Annotated in this window: 24 protein-coding genes; 14 read left to right on the forward strand and 10 right to left on the reverse strand. The window is 71.7% G+C overall.

Features of this window, described 5'->3' with window-relative positions; translation table 11 throughout:
* Nucleotides 1–29: 29 nt before the first annotated feature.
* Nucleotides 30–434, reverse strand: coding sequence for a PLD nuclease N-terminal domain-containing protein (locus RNC47_RS22435; RefSeq protein WP_311601300.1), 405 nt, complete (start codon nt 432–434; stop codon nt 30–32).
* An 86-nt stretch (nt 435–520) separates the two neighbouring features.
* Here RNC47_RS22435 and RNC47_RS22440 point away from each other — a divergent pair, with 86 nt between their 5' ends.
* Nucleotides 521–1,972: a menaquinone biosynthesis decarboxylase gene (locus RNC47_RS22440; RefSeq protein WP_311601301.1), complete on the forward strand. Its 1,452-nt coding sequence runs from the start codon at nt 521–523 to the stop codon at nt 1,970–1,972.
* The gene (gene mqnP / locus RNC47_RS22445) at nt 1,969–2,880 is read left to right on the forward strand and encodes a menaquinone biosynthesis prenyltransferase MqnP (protein WP_311601302.1); all 912 of its coding nucleotides are present in this window, start codon (nt 1,969–1,971) and stop codon (nt 2,878–2,880) included. The genes RNC47_RS22440 and mqnP overlap by 4 nt, the downstream gene beginning before the upstream one ends.
* Nucleotides 2,881–2,891: 11 nt before the next feature.
* Here mqnP and RNC47_RS22450 read toward each other — a convergent pair whose 3' ends face one another.
* From RNC47_RS22450 to RNC47_RS22475, 6 genes are all read right to left on the reverse strand, one after another.
* Entirely contained in the window at nt 2,892–3,467 is a 576-nt protein-coding gene (locus RNC47_RS22450; protein WP_311601303.1) for a Uma2 family endonuclease, read from the reverse strand.
* A 91-nt stretch (nt 3,468–3,558) separates the two neighbouring features.
* On the reverse strand, nt 3,559–3,816 hold the full coding sequence (locus tag RNC47_RS22455; RefSeq protein WP_394814846.1) for a DUF397 domain-containing protein: 258 nt from the start codon (nt 3,814–3,816) through the stop codon (nt 3,559–3,561).
* A 29-nt stretch (nt 3,817–3,845) separates the two neighbouring features.
* Nucleotides 3,846–4,976, reverse strand: a complete 1,131-nt coding sequence (locus tag RNC47_RS22460; protein ID WP_311601304.1) for a PQQ-dependent sugar dehydrogenase — start codon at nt 4,974–4,976, stop codon at nt 3,846–3,848.
* A 3-nt stretch (nt 4,977–4,979) separates the two neighbouring features.
* Nucleotides 4,980–5,288, reverse strand: coding sequence for a hypothetical protein (locus RNC47_RS22465; RefSeq protein ID WP_132931632.1), 309 nt, complete (start codon nt 5,286–5,288; stop codon nt 4,980–4,982).
* A 117-nt stretch (nt 5,289–5,405) separates the two neighbouring features.
* A complete protein-coding gene (locus RNC47_RS22470) occupies nt 5,406–5,603 on the reverse strand; it encodes a DUF397 domain-containing protein (RefSeq protein ID WP_311601305.1) in 198 nt (65 codons plus the stop codon).
* Nucleotides 5,604–5,612: 9 nt separating this feature from the next.
* Nucleotides 5,613–6,464: a helix-turn-helix domain-containing protein gene (locus RNC47_RS22475; RefSeq protein WP_311601306.1), complete on the reverse strand. Its 852-nt coding sequence runs from the start codon at nt 6,462–6,464 to the stop codon at nt 5,613–5,615.
* A 115-nt stretch (nt 6,465–6,579) separates the two neighbouring features.
* Here RNC47_RS22475 and RNC47_RS22480 point away from each other — a divergent pair, with 115 nt between their 5' ends.
* A complete protein-coding gene (locus RNC47_RS22480) occupies nt 6,580–6,987 on the forward strand; it encodes an ATP-binding protein (RefSeq protein ID WP_311601307.1) in 408 nt (135 codons plus the stop codon).
* A gap of 13 nt (nt 6,988–7,000) precedes the next feature.
* Here RNC47_RS22480 and RNC47_RS22485 read toward each other — a convergent pair whose 3' ends face one another.
* On the reverse strand, nt 7,001–7,342 hold the full coding sequence (locus RNC47_RS22485) for a hypothetical protein (RefSeq protein WP_311601308.1): 342 nt from the start codon (nt 7,340–7,342) through the stop codon (nt 7,001–7,003).
* A gap of 94 nt (nt 7,343–7,436) precedes the next feature.
* Here RNC47_RS22485 and RNC47_RS22490 point away from each other — a divergent pair, with 94 nt between their 5' ends.
* The 6 genes from RNC47_RS22490 to RNC47_RS22515 all read left to right on the forward strand — a co-directional run bounded on the left by RNC47_RS22490 (nt 7,437) and on the right by RNC47_RS22515 (nt 12,261).
* Nucleotides 7,437–7,865, forward strand: coding sequence for an SUKH-4 family immunity protein (locus tag RNC47_RS22490; protein WP_311601309.1), 429 nt, complete (start codon nt 7,437–7,439; stop codon nt 7,863–7,865).
* A 39-nt stretch (nt 7,866–7,904) separates the two neighbouring features.
* The gene (locus RNC47_RS22495) at nt 7,905–8,183 is read left to right on the forward strand and encodes a helix-turn-helix transcriptional regulator (protein ID WP_311601310.1); all 279 of its coding nucleotides are present in this window, start codon (nt 7,905–7,907) and stop codon (nt 8,181–8,183) included.
* The gene (locus RNC47_RS22500) at nt 8,180–8,713 is read left to right on the forward strand and encodes a hypothetical protein (protein WP_311601311.1); all 534 of its coding nucleotides are present in this window, start codon (nt 8,180–8,182) and stop codon (nt 8,711–8,713) included. Before RNC47_RS22495 ends, RNC47_RS22500 begins: the two co-directional genes overlap by 4 nt.
* Before the next feature lie 28 nt (nt 8,714–8,741).
* On the forward strand, nt 8,742–10,298 hold the full coding sequence (locus RNC47_RS22505; protein ID WP_311601312.1) for a serine/threonine-protein kinase: 1,557 nt from the start codon (nt 8,742–8,744) through the stop codon (nt 10,296–10,298).
* Between the two features lie 37 nt (nt 10,299–10,335).
* Entirely contained in the window at nt 10,336–11,334 is a 999-nt protein-coding gene (locus tag RNC47_RS22510) for a C40 family peptidase (protein ID WP_311601314.1), read from the forward strand.
* 195 nt (nt 11,335–11,529) lie between these two features.
* Nucleotides 11,530–12,261 (forward strand): phosphatase PAP2 family protein, encoded by a 732-nt coding sequence (locus RNC47_RS22515; protein WP_311601315.1) that lies wholly within the window; start codon nt 11,530–11,532, stop codon nt 12,259–12,261.
* Between the two features lie 12 nt (nt 12,262–12,273).
* Here RNC47_RS22515 and RNC47_RS22520 read toward each other — a convergent pair whose 3' ends face one another.
* On the reverse strand, nt 12,274–12,468 hold the full coding sequence (locus tag RNC47_RS22520; protein ID WP_311601316.1) for a hypothetical protein: 195 nt from the start codon (nt 12,466–12,468) through the stop codon (nt 12,274–12,276).
* An 82-nt stretch (nt 12,469–12,550) separates the two neighbouring features.
* Here RNC47_RS22520 and RNC47_RS22525 point away from each other — a divergent pair, with 82 nt between their 5' ends.
* Nucleotides 12,551–13,375, forward strand: a complete 825-nt coding sequence (locus RNC47_RS22525) for a hypothetical protein (RefSeq protein ID WP_311601317.1) — start codon at nt 12,551–12,553, stop codon at nt 13,373–13,375.
* Between the two features lie 16 nt (nt 13,376–13,391).
* Here the strand turns inward: RNC47_RS22525 and RNC47_RS22530 are convergent, their stop codons facing one another.
* Nucleotides 13,392–13,745 carry a metal-sensitive transcriptional regulator gene (locus tag RNC47_RS22530; protein ID WP_311601318.1) on the reverse strand — a complete coding sequence of 118 codons (354 nt, stop codon included), beginning with the start codon at nt 13,743–13,745 and terminating at the stop codon, nt 13,392–13,394.
* Nucleotides 13,746–13,860: 115 nt separating this feature from the next.
* Here RNC47_RS22530 and pstS point away from each other — a divergent pair, with 115 nt between their 5' ends.
* The 4 genes from pstS to pstB all read left to right on the forward strand — a co-directional run bounded on the left by pstS (nt 13,861) and on the right by pstB (nt 17,883).
* A complete protein-coding gene (pstS, locus tag RNC47_RS22535) occupies nt 13,861–14,958 on the forward strand; it encodes a phosphate ABC transporter substrate-binding protein PstS (protein ID WP_311601319.1) in 1,098 nt (365 codons plus the stop codon).
* A gap of 138 nt (nt 14,959–15,096) precedes the next feature.
* Nucleotides 15,097–15,999, forward strand: coding sequence for a phosphate ABC transporter permease subunit PstC (gene pstC, locus RNC47_RS22540; RefSeq protein WP_311601349.1), 903 nt, complete (start codon nt 15,097–15,099; stop codon nt 15,997–15,999).
* Entirely contained in the window at nt 15,996–17,072 is a 1,077-nt protein-coding gene (pstA, locus tag RNC47_RS22545; RefSeq protein WP_311601320.1) for a phosphate ABC transporter permease PstA, read from the forward strand. The genes pstC and pstA overlap by 4 nt, the downstream gene beginning before the upstream one ends.
* A gap of 28 nt (nt 17,073–17,100) precedes the next feature.
* A complete protein-coding gene (gene pstB / locus RNC47_RS22550) occupies nt 17,101–17,883 on the forward strand; it encodes a phosphate ABC transporter ATP-binding protein PstB (RefSeq protein WP_311601322.1) in 783 nt (260 codons plus the stop codon).
* The last annotated feature ends 287 nt before the right edge of the window (nt 17,884–18,170 follow it).

The following is an 18,170-nucleotide window of genomic DNA, read 5'->3' on the forward strand; positions in this document are numbered from 1 at the left end:
GCGGGGGCCGTTCGTCATGTCGGGTGGGCTCAGCGGTCCTTGGGGCCGCCGGACGGCGGGTTCTCGTCGTCGCCGTCCTTCTGCCGCAGCTCCTGCTCGCGGCGGCGCAGGTCCTCTTCCCAGCTCTCCAGCAGCTCGCGGTCCTTCTCGTTGTCCTCGCGGCGCCGCTCGTCGCCCAGCGAACGCAGGAACTCCGGGTTGTCGTCCGGGGCGACCCAGGTGGTGCCGCCGCCACGCCGGCCGCCGGCCGCCGCGCCGCGCTTGCGGCCGATCAGGATCCACGTGATCGGCCCGATGACCCAGGCGATCACGATCAGCAGGATCCAGACCAGCTTCGGCAGATGCCTGACGTCCTCGTCCTTGGAGCTGATGCAGTCCACCAGGGCGTAGATGGTCAACGCCAGCGGCACCAGAAACAGCAGCACCCTCAGCATGGTAGTCCCCCTGGACGGAACGGGCCGGGCCCGGATCACGGGCCCCTGACTAAGGCCAGGGTAATGCGTCGGCAATACTGAGCGGCATGGCATTCGACGACCTCCGCGGCCTGCTGAAGGCCCTCGAAAAGGACGGGGACCTCAAGCGGGTCAAGGCCGAGGTCGACCCGCACCTCGAAGTGGGGGAGATCACCGACCGGGTGAACAAGGCCGGCGGGCCCGCCCTGCTCTTCGAGAACGTCAAGGGCTCGAAGCTCCCGCTCGCGATGAACGTGTACGGCACCGACCGGCGGCTGCTCAAGGCGCTCGGCCTCGACTCCTTCGCGGAGATCGGCGAACGGATCGGCGCCCTCCTCAAGCCGGAGCTGCCGCACGGCTTCGTCGGGGTGCGCGAGGCCTTCGGCAAGCTCGCCTCGGTCGCGCACGTGCCGCCGAAGAAGGTGAAGAGCGCGCCGGTGCAGGAGGTCGTCCTCAAGGGCGACGACGTCAACCTCGACCAGCTGCCGGCGCTCTTCACCTGGCCTGGGGACGGCGGCTCGTTCTTCAACCTGGGCCTCACCCACACCAAGCACCCCGAGACCGGGATCCGGAACCTCGGCCTCTACCGGCTCCAGCGCCACGACCGGCGCACCATCGGCATGCACTGGCAGATCCACAAGGACAGCCGCAACCACTACCAGGTCGCCGCCCGGCGCGGCGAGCGGCTGCCCGTCGCCATCGCCTTCGGCTGCCCGCCGGCCGTCACCTACGCCTCCTCGGCGCCGCTGCCCGCCGACATCGACGAGTACCTGTTCGCCGGCTACCTCCAGGGCAGGCGGGTCGAGCTGACCGACTGCGTCACCGTGCCGCTCCAGGTGCCGGCCCGCGCCGAGGTGGTCGTGGAGGGCTGGCTGGAGCCGGGCCGGATGCTGCCGGAGGGCCCCTTCGGCGACCACACCGGCTTCTACACGCCGCAGGAGCCGTTCCCCGCGCTCGACGTCGAGTGCGTGACGATGCGCCGCGACCCGGTCTTCCAGTCGATCGTGGTCGGCCGGCCGCCCACCGAGGACGGCCCGCTCGGCCGCGCGACGGAGCGGTTCTTCCTCCCGCTGCTCAAGATCATCATCCCGGACATCGTCGACTACCACCTGCCGGAGGCCGGCGGCTTCCACAACTGCGCGATCATCTCGATCGACAAGAAGTACCCGAAGCACGCGCAGAAGGTGATGTCGGCGGTGTGGGGCGCGCACATGATGTCGCTCACCAAGCTGATCATCGTGGTGGACTCCGACTGTGACGTGCACGACCTGCACGAGGTGGCGTGGCGGGCGCTGGGCAACGTGGACTACGCCCGCGACCTGCTGCTGACTTCAGGCCCCGTCGACCACCTGGACCACGCCTCCTACCAGCAGTTCTGGGGCGGCAAGGCCGGCATCGACGCCACCGCCAAGTGGCCCGAGGAGGGCTACACCAGGGACGGCGGCTGGCCCGAGATGGTCCGCTCCGACCCGGCCGTCGCCGAACGCGTCACCAGCCGCTGGAAGGAGTACGGCCTGTGACCGCCGCCGTCGCCCCCCAACCGGCGGCCGCCGGCCGCGCGCGGGCGTTCCTGCGCGTGGTGATGATCGAACACTCGGTCTTCGCCCTGCCGTTCGCGTACATCGCGACGCTGACCGCGATGCTGCTCGACGGCCCCGACGAGACCGTGGAGTGGGACACCCTGCTGTGGGTCACCGTCTGCATGGTCGGCCTGCGGACCTTCGCGATGGCGGCCAACCGGATCATCGACCGCGAGATCGACGCCCGCAACCCGCGCACCGCGCGCCGCGAGCTGGTCACCGGCGCCGTCTCGGTGCGCACCGCGTGGACCGGCGCGCTGATCGCCCTCGCCGTCTTCCTCGGCTCGGCCGCCCTGCTCAACCCGCTCTGCCTGGCCCTGGCGCCGGTCGCCGTGGTGCCGATGATCGTCTACCCCTACGGCAAGCGGTTCACCGACTTCCCGCACGCCATCCTGGGCCTCGCCCAGGCCGCGGGCCCGGTCGGCGGCTGGCTCGCCGTCACCGGCTCCTGGTCCTGGGACGCGGTGGTGCTCGGCCTGGCCGTCGGCCTGTGGATCGGCGGCTTCGACCTGATCTACGCCTGCCAGGACGTGGCAGCCGACCGGGAGAACGGCGTCCGCTCCGTACCGGCGCGCTTCGGCGTCGCCGGCTCGCTGTACGGCGCCCGCGTCAGCCACGTGCTCACCCTGGGGCTCCTCGCCCTCTACGCCGTCCGCACCGACGCCGGCCCGCTCTTCTGGACCGGCCTGGCCGTGGTCGCCGGCGCCTTCGCCTACGAACACTCGCTGGTGAAGCCGACCGACCTCTCCCGCCTCAACCGCGCCTTCTTCACCGTCAACGGCTTCGTCGGCATCTCGCTCTTCGCCTTCACCCTGGCGGACCTGGCGGTGCGGGGGTTGGGGCTGTAGGGCGGGCGGGCTCAGAGATCCGACGGATACCGGCGGAACCGGTCGGTGGGGACGACGATCCCGTCCAGCGGGGCAGGCAGCTCCACGGGATCCCCGAAGTCACCCTTGCGGAGCGTGCGGTACTCGCCTTTCTCCGGTGACGGCTCGGTGTGCAGCAGCCAGGTGCCGTCGTTGGGGTCGACCAACAGGTAGACCGGGATGCCGCCCTGGGCGTAGATCGGGGGCTTCTCCTGGTAGTCGCGGATCCTGGCTCCTCTTGTGGTGGAGACGACCTCCAGCACGAAGAGCACCAGCTCGGAGGGGATGGCCTTGAAGTAGTCGTCGGCGTGGTCGGCGTGGGTGACGGTGAGGTCCGGATCGGGACGGTCGTTCGAGCCGGCGATGGCGACAGCCTGGTCATTCCACGGCTGGAATTCCGATCGTGGCAGGGACTCTCGGATCAGGTCCACGATCCGGTTGTGGATGGTGTTGGGTGTGGCCATCATGACCAGCGCTCCACCAAGGTATTCCATGGTGAAGCCATCGATCGGTTCCATGCGCTCGTACAGCTCCAGGCCGGGGTCGCGTTCTTCGGTGACGCCGCTCACTGGAACCTCCAACATAGTTGCTGGCATCGGCATGCTCCTATGGTCGATTCCGACAGGGCGCTGCCGTGTCAACGACACATGGATCTGATAGTCACTCCGCCGGCTGTGCGCCCGGCGGTGGTACGTCCTCGACGAAGTGGTCGAACTCGTTGTTCTGGACGCCCAGGACGAACGCCTCCCACTTGGCGCGCGTCGTGGTGACGATCTTGGCCGGATCGTCGGTCTGACGGATGTGGATCAGGTCACCTTCGCCGGCCGCCACCTCGAAGCAGTGCTCGTCGCTGCCGTCCTCCACCGGGGCCTGGATCCAGTCCAGCTTCTCGGCCTCTTCCAGGGTGATCCTCGACACGCGTCCGCTCCTTCCGGGGTCGTCCCGGCTCAGGTTATGTCGATCCGCAGCACGCTCGCTCCGCCTGCTCCGCCCGCCCCGTCCAGCACGCCGAGCCCTGGCCCGCCCACGGCGGGGACGACGGCCCGGGGGCCGCTCAGCTCACCGTCGGCGAGCAGCGGGGCCGGATCGGCCGTCAGCTCCGTGCCGTTGAGCGGGATCCGCCACAGGCGCGGCCGCGCGGTGTCCGGCGCCCAGAGCGAGCCGTCGCTGAACGCGAGCCCGCGCGGCGCCGCCTCGCCCGCCGGCCAGGCGTGGACGGGGGCGAGCCCGCCCCGCTCCTCGTAACCTCCGCCCGGCGCTATCGAGTTCAGCTCGACGCCGGCGTCCGCCGTCGCGTCCAGTGACCACAGCCGGCCGGCCGCGTCCCACGCCAGGCCGGCGACGTCGGCGTGCCCGGACGCGTAGACCGGGGAACCCTGACGGGGGTTGTCGACCGGCACGCCGCCGTCCGGCTCGACGCGGAGGATCTTGCCGCCCAGCGACTCGGGATCGCTGGCCAGCGCCGGCTGTCCGTCGTCCGAGGTGCCGACGTACAGCATCCCGTCGGGGCCGAAGGCCAGCACCCCGCCGCCCGGGATGTCCTCCAGCAACCGGTGCGAGGCGCTGCCCAGTCGGTCGCCGTCGTAGGGGTAGCGCGCCACCCGGGTGGTGCCGGATTCGGTGGTGTACGCGAGGTAGACCCAGCCGTCCTCGCCGGTGAAGCCCGGCTCGACGGCGATGCCGAGCAGGCCGCTCACCCCGGGCGCCGCGCCGGCCTCCGTGATCGTGCCGTCCGGCGCGACCCGGTGGATGGTGCCGCTCTCCGCCTCGCCGACCAGCAGCCCGCCGTCCGGCAGGGTGACGGCGCAACAGGCGTCCGGCAGGCCCTCGGCCACGGTGCCGGCGATCTCCGCCGTGCCGGTGGCCGGCGCCGGCTCCACCACGACGGGCGGCTCGGTGCTCGGCTCCTCACCGGGGCTCGGCAGCTCGCCGTCCGGCGGCTGTGACTCCTCCGGGAGGTCCCGGGAACTCCCCACCTGCTCGGCCCGGTTGGCGGCGGGCCCGAACGCGCACCCCCCGCACAGCGCCGCGACGGCCAGCGCCGCCGCCACCCCCCGAGCCCGCGTGCGACCGCGCATCCGCTAGATGGCCATCCCGTAGATGATGGTGAACAGCGTGCCGAGGGAACCGATGATGAAGATCCCGGTGAGCCCGGCGACGATCAGCCCCTTGCCCTGCTCGGCGCTGAAGCTGTCCCGCAGCGCCGTCGACCCGATCCGCTGCTTGGCCGCGCCCCAGATGGCGATCGCCATGCAGATCAGGATGGCCAGCGCCATGATCACCTGAATCATCGTCCGCGCCTGGTCACCGACCTGCGCGAACGGGCCCCAGTTCGGGGCGATGCCGCCGATGATCTCGTTGATGTCATCTTGTTCCGCTGCCAGGAGCATCCGACCTCACCGCCCAACTGCCGTTCAAACCACTCCTTCTCGGATTGTGCCACGCGTGGGTGACAGAAGGGCAGCCGAGACGGGGCGGATTCAGGCCAGGCGAGGAACGACGGGCCGTCAGTGCGGGTTGTCCTGCCGGACGAGGCCGAGCAGCGCGCGCAGCCGCGCGGGGTTGGTACGGAGGACGGTGCCCGGCTCGTCGGACTCGCGGAGGAGGAGTGCCTCGTCCGGGGGAACCGTTGCCAGCTCCACGCAGTTGTTGCCCTCGCTGCTGTACGACGACTTACGCCAGGCAGGTTGCTGGTTCCGAACCACGCCCACTCCTTACAGCGCTTTGAGGATCTGGTTGATGAAGCCCCTGGAAGCGCTTGGTGTGAGCGCTATGGCCTCGAAGCGGTCCAGGAACGTTCGGTACTTGTCCAGTTGCGCATTCGAATGCAGCTGTTCCGATCCATGCTCGGTGTCCAACTGAACCGTGTCCAGCTGAGGAACCGTGCCCTCGGCGTAGAGCACCGTCTGCCCGGCGCCCGGAAAGCTGCCCGCCTCGAAGGGAATCACTCGGACCGTGACGTGGTCCCGTTCACTCATCGTCACGATATGGGCCAACTGTTCTCGCGTGATCTGTCGCCCGCCGAACCGCATCCGCAGGGCCGCCTCGTGGATGGTCGCGCTGTACGGCTTGGGTGGATGCGCCCAGAAGACCTGCTGCCGCTTGATCCGATGCGAGGTTCGGTACTCCACCATGGGAGGTGGGAGCTCCGGGATGGTCTGTCGGAAGATCGTGCGCGCGTAGTCCACGGTCTGGAGCAGCCCGGGCAGATGAGTCACCTGTGCGGTGCGAATCGTACGGGCGTGGTGCTCCAATTCCGCCAGGTCCAAGAGGCCGGCGGGCAGAAGCTCCCGATATTCCTCCCACCAGTTGCGGCGTCGAGGGGCCGTCATGCCGGCCAGCGCGTCGACCAGAGCCGCGTCACGGCAGTCGTAGAGGCGCGCGAACGCTCGTACGCGCTCCGCGCTCACTCCATAGCGACCGCCCTCAATGGCGCTGAGTCGGGACTGCGTGATCTTCAGCCGAAGCGCTGCCTCGGTGCTGGACAGCCCGACCGAGTCCCGTAGTTTTCGCAGCTCAGCGCCAAGGCGACGTTGCCGAGCTGTCGGTGCGCTGCGTGGCGGCACGGTCGATCTCCCCTCAGTGGTGAAGGTCGTTAGCCCCGAGGAGCGGTAGTCGATAGTCCCCCAAGAGCCTACGGTTGGTGCCCAGTCAACCACCCTTCGTGTCAAAGGGGTTCGCGTGCTCGTCCAGAACGACTGCCTCCACGACTGGGAGATCAGCCTCCACCTCCACCCCGACAGCCGCGCGCCCCGGCTCTGTCGGGCGTCGGTCGTCAGTGCCGTGCGGGCCTACGGCCTGCCGGGGTTGGCCGAGCCCGCGGAGCTGGTCGTGAGCGAGCTGGTCACCAACGCCGTCCAACACGGCCGGGGGCCGCTCGCGTTCCGTGTCGCGTGGTTCGCCGTCCGAGCGCGGCTGCGCCTCACCGTGTGGGACGACGGGCCGGCGCTGGCGCCCCTGCGCCCGAGCCGGCCGGCGGACGACGCGCCGTCGGGGCGCGGCCTGCTGATCGTGGCGGCGGTGGCCGTCGACTGGGGGCAGTATCCGATGCCCGGCAGCGGCAAGGCCCTCTGGGCGGAGCTTGGATGAACCAAGCACCTCCTCATGACGTGATCGTGGTGACCACGAGCCAGACCACCACGAGCGCCGCCATCGCGGCGGCCCAGAGCGCGAGGCCCCAGTCGTGCTGCTTCCGGCCGCTCATGCCGAGCCCTGCCAGGCCGACGACCAGCGCCACGGGAGCGGTGATCAACGGGGTGAACGCCACGGTCCGCTGACCGCCGACCGTGCAGATGAAGCGCGGGTCGCCGTCGAAGCAACCGTCGCTGGCCATGACGCCGATCGGGCCGAGGAGGAACGTGAAGCCGGCGAACGCGATCAACACCAGCGCGAGTGCCGCGCGCACCACCTTCTCGCCGGTGGACTCGTACCCGGGAGCAGACATGGAGCCGAAGCTAGTCGGCACGGCCCGCCGCTGACATCGGTGAACGTACTCAGGGCGGGTACTCGGATCGTCTCCCGGGCTTACGCTCCCGCGCATGATGGATGACACCCGCATCACCGAGGCCCTCGTCGGGCGTGAACGAGTCCCCTATCCGGGCAGCTGGCTGACCGCGCCGTTCGTCGAGCGTGCGGTCGGGGGGCGGACGTACGCCGTGGTCGCCGACGACCCCGGCCTCTCGGCCCTGGCCGTCGACCGGGCCACCGGCCAGGTGTGGCTGCTCGCCGACGGGGACGAGGTCGAACTGGTCAACTCCAGCCTCCGCGCGCTCGTCGCCTGCTCGCGCGCCTACGCCGAGGCGGCCCTCGACGCTGCGCACCTCGACGACGAGGACGAGGACGCGGGTGACGAGCTGACGGACGCGCTGCTCGCCCGCCTGGCGGCGCTGGACGAGGTGGCGACGGACGACGAGAACGCCTTCTGGTCGGTCGCGGCCGAGGAGCTCGGCTACGGGATCACCGTCTGAGGGTTGTCGAAGCGCTGCTGAATGTAGTACTTCTTATACATGAGCGATAAGGTCCACAACAGACTCTCGGTGGTGCGCGCCGAACGGAGCGTCACGCGGCGGGCGTTGGCGGACGCCGTCGGCGCGCACTACCAGACGATCGGGCACATCGAGCGCGGGCAGTACAACCCCAGCCTCGACCTGGCCCTGCGGATCGCGGCGTGCTTCTCCCTTCCGGTGGAGGCGCTGTTCTCGCTCGAGCCGTTCCAGCCGCTCACCGACGCGGTCTACGGCGGCGGAGGCACGAAACCGGCAGAGAGGCAAGGGGGAAGCTCGTGAGCGCCAAGACGACGACCAGGTACGACCAGACCATGCTGCGCGTCATGAACCGGGAGGAGGCCAGGAACTGGCACGCCAGCCGCGGGCAGCGGCGCGCGTGGACGGCGGCGCACGTCGTGCTGACGGCCGCCACGCCGCTGGCGTTTCCGCTCGCCGGCGACAACGGCGGGCTGCTGCTCGGCCTCGTCATCCCGCTCGTGCTGCTGTGGTGCGTGTGCACCGGTGTGCTCAACTCCACCACCCGCGGCCTGCTCGAACTCCGCGCCCGGGCCCTCGACGAGCGGCAACTGGCCGAGCGCGGCGAGGTCTTCACCGTCGCGCACCGGGTGCAGCTGTCGCTGACGCTGGCCGCGATCGGCGGCCTCGGCCTGGCCCACCTGCTCTCGGACGGCGGCGTGCCGGCCGCGGCCGCGGTGCTCGCCCTGTTCGGCCTCGGCCTGACGCACTGGCTGCTGCCGCTGTGGACGGCCGCGCTGCGCGCCGAGGACGAGCCGGCCGACGACGAGGTCGAGGCGGCGCCCTCGGCCTGAGCGGCCCGATGCGGCAGAGTGGCCCCTCGTGGAAGCACTGCGGGCCCAGGATCCGGCCGCCATAGGGGAGTTCACGCTGCTGGCCCGCCTCGGGGCCGGCGGGATGGGACGGGTCTACCTGGGCCGGTCGCCCGGCGGCACGCGGGCGGCGGTCAAGGTGATCAGGGAGGACATCGCCGACGAGCCGGGCGCGTTGGCCCGGTTCCGGCGCGAGGTGGCCACGGTGCGGGCGGTGCGCAGCCCGTTCACCGCCAACCTGATCGGCGCCTCGCTCGACGCGCCGCCGTACTGGCTGGCCACCGAGTACGTGCCGGGGCCGACGCTGCTGCGGGCGCTGCGCGACGGGCCGTTGCCGCCCGAGCTGTGCACGGGGCTGCTCGCCGCGCTCGCCGAGGGCCTCGCGGCCGTGCACGCGCAGGGCGTGGTGCACCGCGACCTCAAGCCGCACAACGTCATCCTCGCGCCGAACGGACCGCGCCTGATCGACTTCGGGATCGCGCGGGCGGCCGACCAGACCCAGCTCACCAGGACCGGACAGGCGCCCGGCACCCCCGGGTACACGGCCCCCGAGGTGCTCCTCGGCGCCGAGGCCGGGCCGGCGGCCGACGTCTTCGCGCTGGGCGCGACGCTGGCCGCCGCGGCCACCGGCCGGCCGCCGTACGGCGGCGGGGAGTGGCCGGCCGTCAGCTACCGGGTGGTGCACGGCGAGGTCGACGTGGCCGGCGTCCATCCCGGGCTCGCCGCGCTGATCCGCGCCTGCGTGGCCCGCGCGCCGGCCGACCGCCCGACGCCGGCGGACGTCGTCCGCCGCTGCGCGGTCAGTCGGGCGCTGCCGGACCTGCCGGCGTACCAGGCGCTCCAGGCGCTGGCCGAGCCGGCGCCGTACGACCTGCCGACGGCCACGGCGGCCGGCCTGGCCCCAGCCAGACCACCCCGTGGCCGCCGCGCCCGGATCGCGACGGCCGCCCTGGCGGTGACGGCCGTCATCGCGGCCACCACCGTCTGGCTCGGCACCCGCGACGACGGCGAAGCCGCTCGGGACGACACCACCGCCGGCCCCACCGAGGCCGGCGACGGCCAGGAGACCACCGCCTCCGGCGTCCAGGGCGGCGAGGGCGCCGACGACGACGCGGCGGCCACGGGCGATCCGCTGGACTTCGGTCCCGAGTTCCACACCACGGACCGTTGGGATCCCGCCATCGATTCCTGCCGGCAACCTCCGGAGGAGCGGGTGGAGCAGTGGCAGTGGAGCGTCGACACCGAGACGGTGCCCGGCGAGGCCGAGATCGGCTGGCGGCTGAAGCTGGACCTCGGCGAGGTGTCGGCCCCCTATCCCGTGGCGGCGGCGGTGCGGCCACCGGCGCCGGAGGAGGGCAACGCGGGCATCGGCACCTTTCATGTCTCCGAGGTCTTCGACCTGTTCGAGGGCGGCGCGGAGGAATGGCGGTACGTCACGTACCCCGACGACTTCCCCGGCGCCCCGCCGCTCGGCGACGTGTCCGGGGACTGGACCGTGGTCTGGCTCCACGTCACCTCGGACGAGGACGCCGCGAGCGTCGCGTGTGACGGGTTCAGCACCCCATAGGCTCGTCAGCAGCCGTGAAAACGGGGAGAGTTGGGGTATGCGGAGGATCGTGCTGTGGGCCGGCGCCGGTGTCGGGGCGTTGGCGTTGTTCATGGCGCTGCTCGTCGTGGGCGTGTACGGCGCCGCCGCCGGACTGCTCGGGGGGGCCGGTGGGGGGCGAGGGGGCGGCCAGCTGGCCCGCAACGCGGTGCCGGCCGAGTACGCGCCGCTGGTGCAGGAGTGGGGCAACCTCTGCCCGACGCTCTCCCCGGCGCTGCTCGCCGCACAGCTCAACCAGGAGAGCGGCTTCCGCACGGACCGCACCAGCCCGGCCAACGCCCAGGGCATAGCGCAGTTCATCCCCAGCACCTGGGCGACGCACGGCCTCGACGCCAACGACGACGGCGTCGCCGACGTCTGGGACCCGGAGGACGCGATCCCGTCCGCCGCCAGCTACGACTGCTCCCTGGCGAGCTACGTGGAGGACGTGCCCGGCGATCCGGTGGACAACATGCTGGCGGCGTACAACGCGGGACCTTACGCGGTGATCCAGTACAACGGGGTACCGCCGTACACGGAGACGCAGAACTACGTCCGCATCATCCGCGACGCCGAGGCCAGTTTCGCCGCGCCCGTCGAGGAGGCCGGTGGTGGGGGCGGGCTGCCGCCGCTGGAGCAGGCCGCGGGGGCGGTGAACTTCGCGCAGGAGCACCTCGGGACGCCGTACCTGTGGGGCGGCGACGGGACGCCGGAGCACGACGGGCGGTTCGACTGCTCGGGGTTGACGAAGGCGGCGTACGAGTCCGTCGGGATAGAGCTGCCGCGCGTCGCCAACGACCAGTGGAACGCCGGGCCGCACCCGGACCGGTCCGAACTGCTGCCGGGGGACCTGGTGTTCTTCGCGTATGATCTTCAGGATCCGCGGAGCATCCACCATGTCGGCATCTATGTCGGCGGCGGGTACATGATCAACGCCCCCTACACCGGCGCCACGATCCGTTTTGACCCGATTGATTCCCAGGATTATTTTGGGGCGACCCGCCCCACGGCAGGGTGACGCCACCGTCGCGCCGGGCGACGCCCCGGGCCGAACTGGGCAATCCGTTGCTGTTCGATAACGCTGTGGTGATCTTTCGATGGACACCGGCACTCTGGGGGATGTAGTTGGCGTTACCTGTACCGGAACAGGGGCTCCTCAGCCCTGTCAGCCTTGACAGGGTCCCCCCACAGCACGAAGGGGCCGCAACGGCACATGGTTGGACTCGATAACCCCGATGTCGAGTTGGACATCCTCTACGAGATCAACGGGCTCGCCGGCCGGTTGCCGGAGTGGGTGCGGAGCCTCGTCTCGTTCGTCGGCGAGTACGGCATCCCGGTGGGCCTGGTGGTGCTCGTGGGGATCGGCTGGCTGCTGGTGCGGCGGCGGCCCGACGCGCCGGCCGCCGTGGCGGGCGTGCTGTGGGCCGGTGGCGCGGCCGCGGTGGCGCGGCTCGTCAACATCCCGATCAGCGAGTTCGTGGCCCGTCCCAGACCCTTCGTCGACCACCCCGACCTCGACGTGCTGGTGGAGGGCAAGCACGGCTGGTCCTTCGTCAGCGACCACGCCAGCGCGGCCATGGCCATCGCCGTCGCGCTCTTCCTCGTGCACCGGGTCCTCGGCCTGATCGCCTTCGCGCTGGCGCTCACCCAGGGCTTCGCCCGGGTCTTCGTCGCCGTCCACTACCCGACCGACGTCGTCGGCGGCTTCGCCCTCGGCATGGCGGTCGCGCTGCTGCTCGCGCCGCTGGCGATGGCGGCGCTGACGCCGCTGGTGCGGCTGCTGTCGAACACCCGCGGCCTCGGCTGGCTGGCCGTCGCGCCCGCGCCGGCGGTGGCGAGCGTGGCGGGTCAGCCGGCGGCGCCCGCCGCCGGCACCGGCGGGGTCGGGGGCACCGGCCGGCCCGAGCCGCATCCGGCGCCGTCGGGCTCCGGGCTCGCGGCCTGAGTCGCCCTTCGGCTAGCCGTCGGGCGGCGTCGTCTCGTGCGCCGCGGCCTCGTCCCTGGCCAGTGGCCGGGAGCGGCGGGCGGGGCCGTACCAGCCGCAGCTGCAGCGCGGTGCCACGAACGGGCCGCGCTCGGAGAGCGTGACCTGGTGCACCACCAGCGCCGCGCGTTCCGCCGAGGGTTCCTCGACTTCGCCTTCGGTCTGCACGACACCACCGTAACGGCCGTCCCCGGGTCTCGTTAGGCGATACGACTCCGAGGCGACCAGGTGCTGGGGGTGTCGGCTGACCATGGGGCAGACCAGGGAGACCACCACGGGAATCGCGGCGCGCACCAGGCGCGCCGGCTGTGCCGGGCTCATCTCCGCCGTGCTCGCCGGCGCGGCCTCCGGGTGTTCGGGGACGGGCGCCGCGGCGGACGGCGCGGCGCGGCGGCAGGCCGCCGAGGTGGTGCGGCTGGTGCCGGACCGCCTCGCGGAGAGCGGGAGTTCGCAGGCCACCACGGACATGCGGATGGCCTCGGGCGGCACCTGGATCACGATTCACGGGGAAGGCGGGTTCGACTACGCCGAACGGCAGGGGGAGCTGGTGATCACCCTGCCGGAGGGCGAGCCGGTCACCGAGGTGTTCGTCGCCGGCGAGCTGTACATGAAGAACCGGGGCGCCGGGGTGCCGCCGGACAAGTGGGTGCGGATCGAGGTCACCGCCGTCCCGGACGGCAACGTGGTGACGGGTGGCGCCACCGATCCGCTCACGGCCGCGGAGCTGCTGCGCGGCGTCTCCTACGCGGCCGACCTCGGGTACACCGAGGTGGACGGGCAGACCCTGCGGCACTACCGGGGCGTGACGGACATCGCGGCCGCCGCCGAGGCGGCGCCCGGCGCGTCGGGCGAGCAGCTCGCGGCCGCGGTGGACGGCTTCACGGACACCGAGGTGCCGTTCGACGCCTATCTCGACGACCAGGGGCTGCCGCGGAAGATCCGGCACCAGTTCAGCTTCGCCAGGGGCGGCGAGTCGGTGGACGTGGCGTCGACGGTGCTGCTCCACGACTTCGGGGCGCCGGTGCGGGTGGAGCTGCCGGAGCCGGAGCAGGTCTACACCGGCACCGTCGAGTAGCCCACGGAGGGCGAGGTCAGGTCCGCAGCAGGCGGGCGATGGCCGCGGTGGCCTCCTGGACCTTGGCGTCGATCTCCGGGCCGCCCTCCTGCGCCGCGTGCGCCACGCAGTGCCGCAGGTGCTCCTCGAGCAGCTGAAGCGCGAAGGACTGGAGGGCCTTGGTCGACGCCGACACCTGGGTGAGTATGTCGATGCAGTAGACGTCCTCGTCGACCATCCGCTGGAGGCCGCGGATCTGGCCCTCGATCCGGCGCAGCCGCTTGAGGTGGCTGTCCTTGTCCTTGCTGTAGCCGTGCGGGCCGTCCGGCGCGCCGGCCTCGGCCGCCTCGGCCTCCCGCGTTTCGGCCGTCGTCGCGTCGATGGTGGTCATAGTGTTGCCTTCCGGCTCTTATACCCCTGATGGGTATAGCGTAACGAATGGGCGACGGACCTGGCGAGGACCGGGCAGAATGGTACGAGCGGCCACGGGAAGGGACTGAAGGAGAGTGAAGCTACGCCTCGGCGCCGTCGCGCTGACCGGTGCGCTGGCCCTCACCGGCTGCGGTTCCGATGACAACTCCCGCCTCCCCGGCGCCCTCGACTTCTCGCTCGACCATCTCCGCTGCGGACCCGGCGGCACGCTGCTCGCCTCCGGTTCCTCCGCCCAGGCAAACGCCATGGAGGTCTGGGTGAACACCTACCAGACCAATTGTGCGGGCAGCCAGGTCAACTACAAGGCCACGGGCTCCGGCGCCGGCGTCCAGGAGTTCCTTCAGGGGAACACGGCCTTCGCCGGCTCCGACACCCCGCTGAGCGAGGCGGAGATCGAGGAGTCGCGCGCCGTGTGCCGGGACGGCGGGCGGGCGGTCAACCTGCCGATGGTCGCCGGGCCGATCGCCGTCGGGTACAACCTGCCGGGCGTCGACGACCTGGTGCTCGACGCCGAGACCCTGGCCCTGGTCTTCGACTCCCGGATCACCCGCTGGAACGATCCGGCGATCCAGCGGCTCAACCCGGACACCGAGCTGCCCGACCGGCCGATCACCCCCTTCCACCGCTCGGACGGCTCGGGCACCACGGAGAACTTCACCGGCTTCCTGCACGCCGCCGCGCCCGACGCCTGGCCGCACGAGCCGGACAAGGCGTGGCGCGGCCGGGGCGGCCAGGCCGCCGACGGCTCGTCCGGGCTCGTCGGGCAGGTGCAGCAGAGCCCGGGATCGATCGCCTACTTCGAGCTGTCCTACGCGCACCGTAACGACATCGCCACCGCCCGGCTCGACACCGGCGCCGGGCGGCCGGTGGCGGCCACCGTGGAGCACGCCGAGCGCGCCGTCGCCGAGGCCCGGGTGGTCGGGCGCGGCGGCGACCTGGCGCTCGAACTCGACTACACCGCGACCGCCGACGACGCGTACCCGATCGTCCTGGTCACCTACGAGATCGTCTGCGACCGTGGGAACGAGCCGGAGAGCCTCGCGCTGACCAGGGCGTTCCTGCGGTTCACCGCGAGTGACGAGGGCCAGCGGGCGCTCGCCGAGATCGACTACGCGCCGATCGCCGACCGGATCATCGACCAGGTGCGCGAGCGCGTCGACGCCCTGGCCTGACGGCTCTCGGAAGGACTGAGGGGAGTGGACACCGCGAACACCGGCACCGGCAACGACTACGGCAAGGGCAACGGCAACGGCACCGGCAGCGACGCCAGGCGGCCCGGCAACGGCGACGTCGTCCGGCTCGGCGACCGCGTGTTCAGCGGGCTCGCCAGGGGCTCCGGCATCGTGCTGCTCCTGGTGATGGCCGCGATCGCGGTCTTCCTCACCACCCGCGCGGTCATCGCGATCAGCCGCGACGAGGGGAACTTCCTGACGACCTTCGAGTGGGACGCCAACGCCGACCCGCCGGTCTTCGGCATCGCCGTGCTGCTGTTCGGCACGGTCGTCAGCTCGGTGATCGCGATGGCGCTCGCCACGCCGGTGGCGGTCGGCATCGCGCTGTTCATCTCGCACTACGCGCCGCGCCGGCTCGCCACCCCCATCGGCTACCTGGTCGACCTGCTGGCCGCCGTGCCCAGCATCGTCTACGGCCTGTGGGGCGCGCTCTACCTGGTGCCACGGCTGACCGGCTTCTACGAGTGGCTCGACCACCTCTTCGGCTGGACCAGGGTGCTCTCCTACGACGGCACGCCGGCCCGCTCGCTGATGACCGTGGGCATCCTGCTGGCGATCATGATCCTGCCGATCATCACCAGCGTCGCCCGGGAGATCTTCCGGCAGACCCCACGCGCCCACCAGGAGGCGGCACTGGCGCTCGGCGCCACCCGCTGGGAGGTGATCACCACCACGGTGCTGCCGTTCGGCCGCTCCGGCGTGGTCAGCGCCACGATGCTGGGCCTCGGGCGGGCCCTCGGTGAGACGATGGCGGTGGCGACGGTCCTGTCGCCGAGCTTCCTGATCAACGCCAGCCTGCTGGAGTCCGGCGGCGGCACCTTCGCGCAGAACATCGCCAGCCAGTTCAAGGAGGCCACCTCGATGGGCCGGGACGCGCTGATCGCCTCGGGGCTCGTGCTCTTCCTGCTCACGCTGCTGGTCAACGGCGCGGCCCGGCTGATCATCGCCAGGCGCCGGGAGTACGCGGGGAGGGTGGTGTGAGCGAGCGCCTCGTGGAGACGGCGGCCGCGCCGCGGCCGGTGGCCAGGGCGGTGCTGCGGCCGGCCAGGCTGCCGGGGTGGGCGCTGGGCGCGCTGCTGGTCGGCGCGCTGTCCTTCGGCGTCGGGATCGGCCTGGTGGCCGGGCTCACCAGCCGGGTGCAGTGGGGCCTCATCGCGGGTGTGGTGTTCGTCACGGCCACGTTCTGGCTGACCCTGCGGATAGAGGGCCGGCGCCGGGCCGTCGACCGTCTCGCGGCGCTGCTGGTGTGGGCCTGCTTCGCGGTCGCGGTGCTGCCGCTGGCGGCGCTGGTCTGGGAGACCGTCTCGCGCGGCGTGCCCGGCGTCAGCTGGTACTTCCTCACCCACTCGATGAACGGGGTGCTCAGCTGGCAGTCCGGCGGCGGCGTCTACCACGCGCTGCTCGGCACGGTCCAGCAGGTGCTGCTGGCGTCGCTGCTCGCCATCCCGATAGGGCTGATGACCGCGGTCTACCTGGTCGAGTACGGGCGCGGCCGGCTGGCGCGGGCGATCACCTTCTTCGTGGACGTGATGACCGGCATCCCGTCGATCGTGGCCGGCCTCTTCGTCCTCAGCCTGTGGATCATGACGCTGGGCTTCGGCTACTCGGGCTTCGCGGGCGCCCTGGCGCTGGCCGTGCTGATGCTGCCGATCGTGGTGCGGTCCACCGAGGAGATGCTGAAGCTGGTCCCCGACGAGCTGCGCGAGGCGTCGCTCGCCCTCGGAGTGCCGAAGTGGCGCACTATCGTGAAGGTGGTGCTGCCGACCGCGCTGGGCGGGATCACCACCGGCGTGATGCTGGCGCTGGCCAGGATCGCCGGCGAGACGGCGCCCGTCATCCTGCTGGTCTTCGGCAACGCGATGATCAACGCGAACCCGTTCGACGGCGCCCAGTCCTCGCTGCCGCTCTACGTCTACGAGCAGTGGGGCGCCGGCACCGAGTCGTCCTACGACCGGGCGTGGGCGGCGGCGCTGGTGCTGATCGCGTTCGTCATGGTCCTCAACCTGGCGGCCCGCGCGGTGGCACGGTGGAAGGCGCCGAAGACCGATCGGTGACGGAGGACGGAAGGGAGTCGTGCCGCACATGGCCAAGCGCATCGACGTCAGCGGGCTGACCGCGTACTACGGCGCCCACAAGGCGATCGAGGGCATCTCGCTGCACGTCGAACCCCAGGCCGTCACGGCCTTCATCGGCCCCTCGGGCTGCGGCAAGTCGACGTTCCTGCGCACCCTCAACCGGATGCACGAGGTGACGCCGGGCGGCCGGGTGGAGGGGAAGGTGCTGCTGGACAACGAGGACCTGTACGGTCCGGGCGTCGACCCGGTGGCCGTGCGCCGCACGGTCGGCATGGTCTTCCAGCGGCCCAACCCGTTCCCCACGATGTCGATCTACGACAACGTGGCGGCCGGTCTCCGGCTCAACGCCGGCCGGCGGATGCGGAAGTCGGAACTCGACGACGTGGTGGAGCGCGAGCTGCGCGGCGCCAACCTGTGGAACGAGGTCAAGGACCGGCTCCAGCGGCCCGGCTCCAGCCTCTCCGGCGGGCAACAGCAGCGGCTCTGCATCGCCAGGGCCACGGCGGTGGCGCCCGACGTGCTGCTGATGGACGAACCGTGCTCGGCGCTCGACCCCGTCTCCACGCTGGCGATCGAGGACCTGATCGACAAGCTCAAGACCGAGTACACGATCGTCATCGTCACCCACAACATGCAGCAGGCGGCGCGGGTCTCGGACCGGACCGCGTTCTTCAACCTGGCGGCGGTGGGGGAGCCCGGGCGGCTCGTCGAGGTGGACTCGACGGCGAAGATATTCTCCAACCCCTCCGTGCCGGCGACCGAGGACTACATCTCGGGCCGCTTCGGCTAGGGTCGGGCTGCGTGGCGGCGGCTCAGCCGTGTGCGGGTTGCCTGCCGGCGGCCGGGCCGTGTGCGGGGTGCCTGCCGGCGGCGGTTGCCTGGCGGCGGCCGGCCGGGGCCGCACCGTTGGCGGCCGGCCAGTTGCCTGCCGGCGGTTGGGCCCGACGGCCGGCCGTGGGCCGCGTGGTTCGCCGGGCCCGTCGTGGTGGTGCCACGACGAACCCGGCGGTGTCGATTGGTTGACCGCCGGCCGCCGGCCCCCGTGGCGGGGTGCCACGACGGGCCGGCGGTGGTCGG

The organism is Streptomyces millisiae, from assembly GCF_031845425.1.
Classification (GTDB): domain Bacteria; phylum Actinomycetota; class Actinomycetes; order Streptomycetales; family Streptomycetaceae; genus Streptomyces; species Streptomyces millisiae.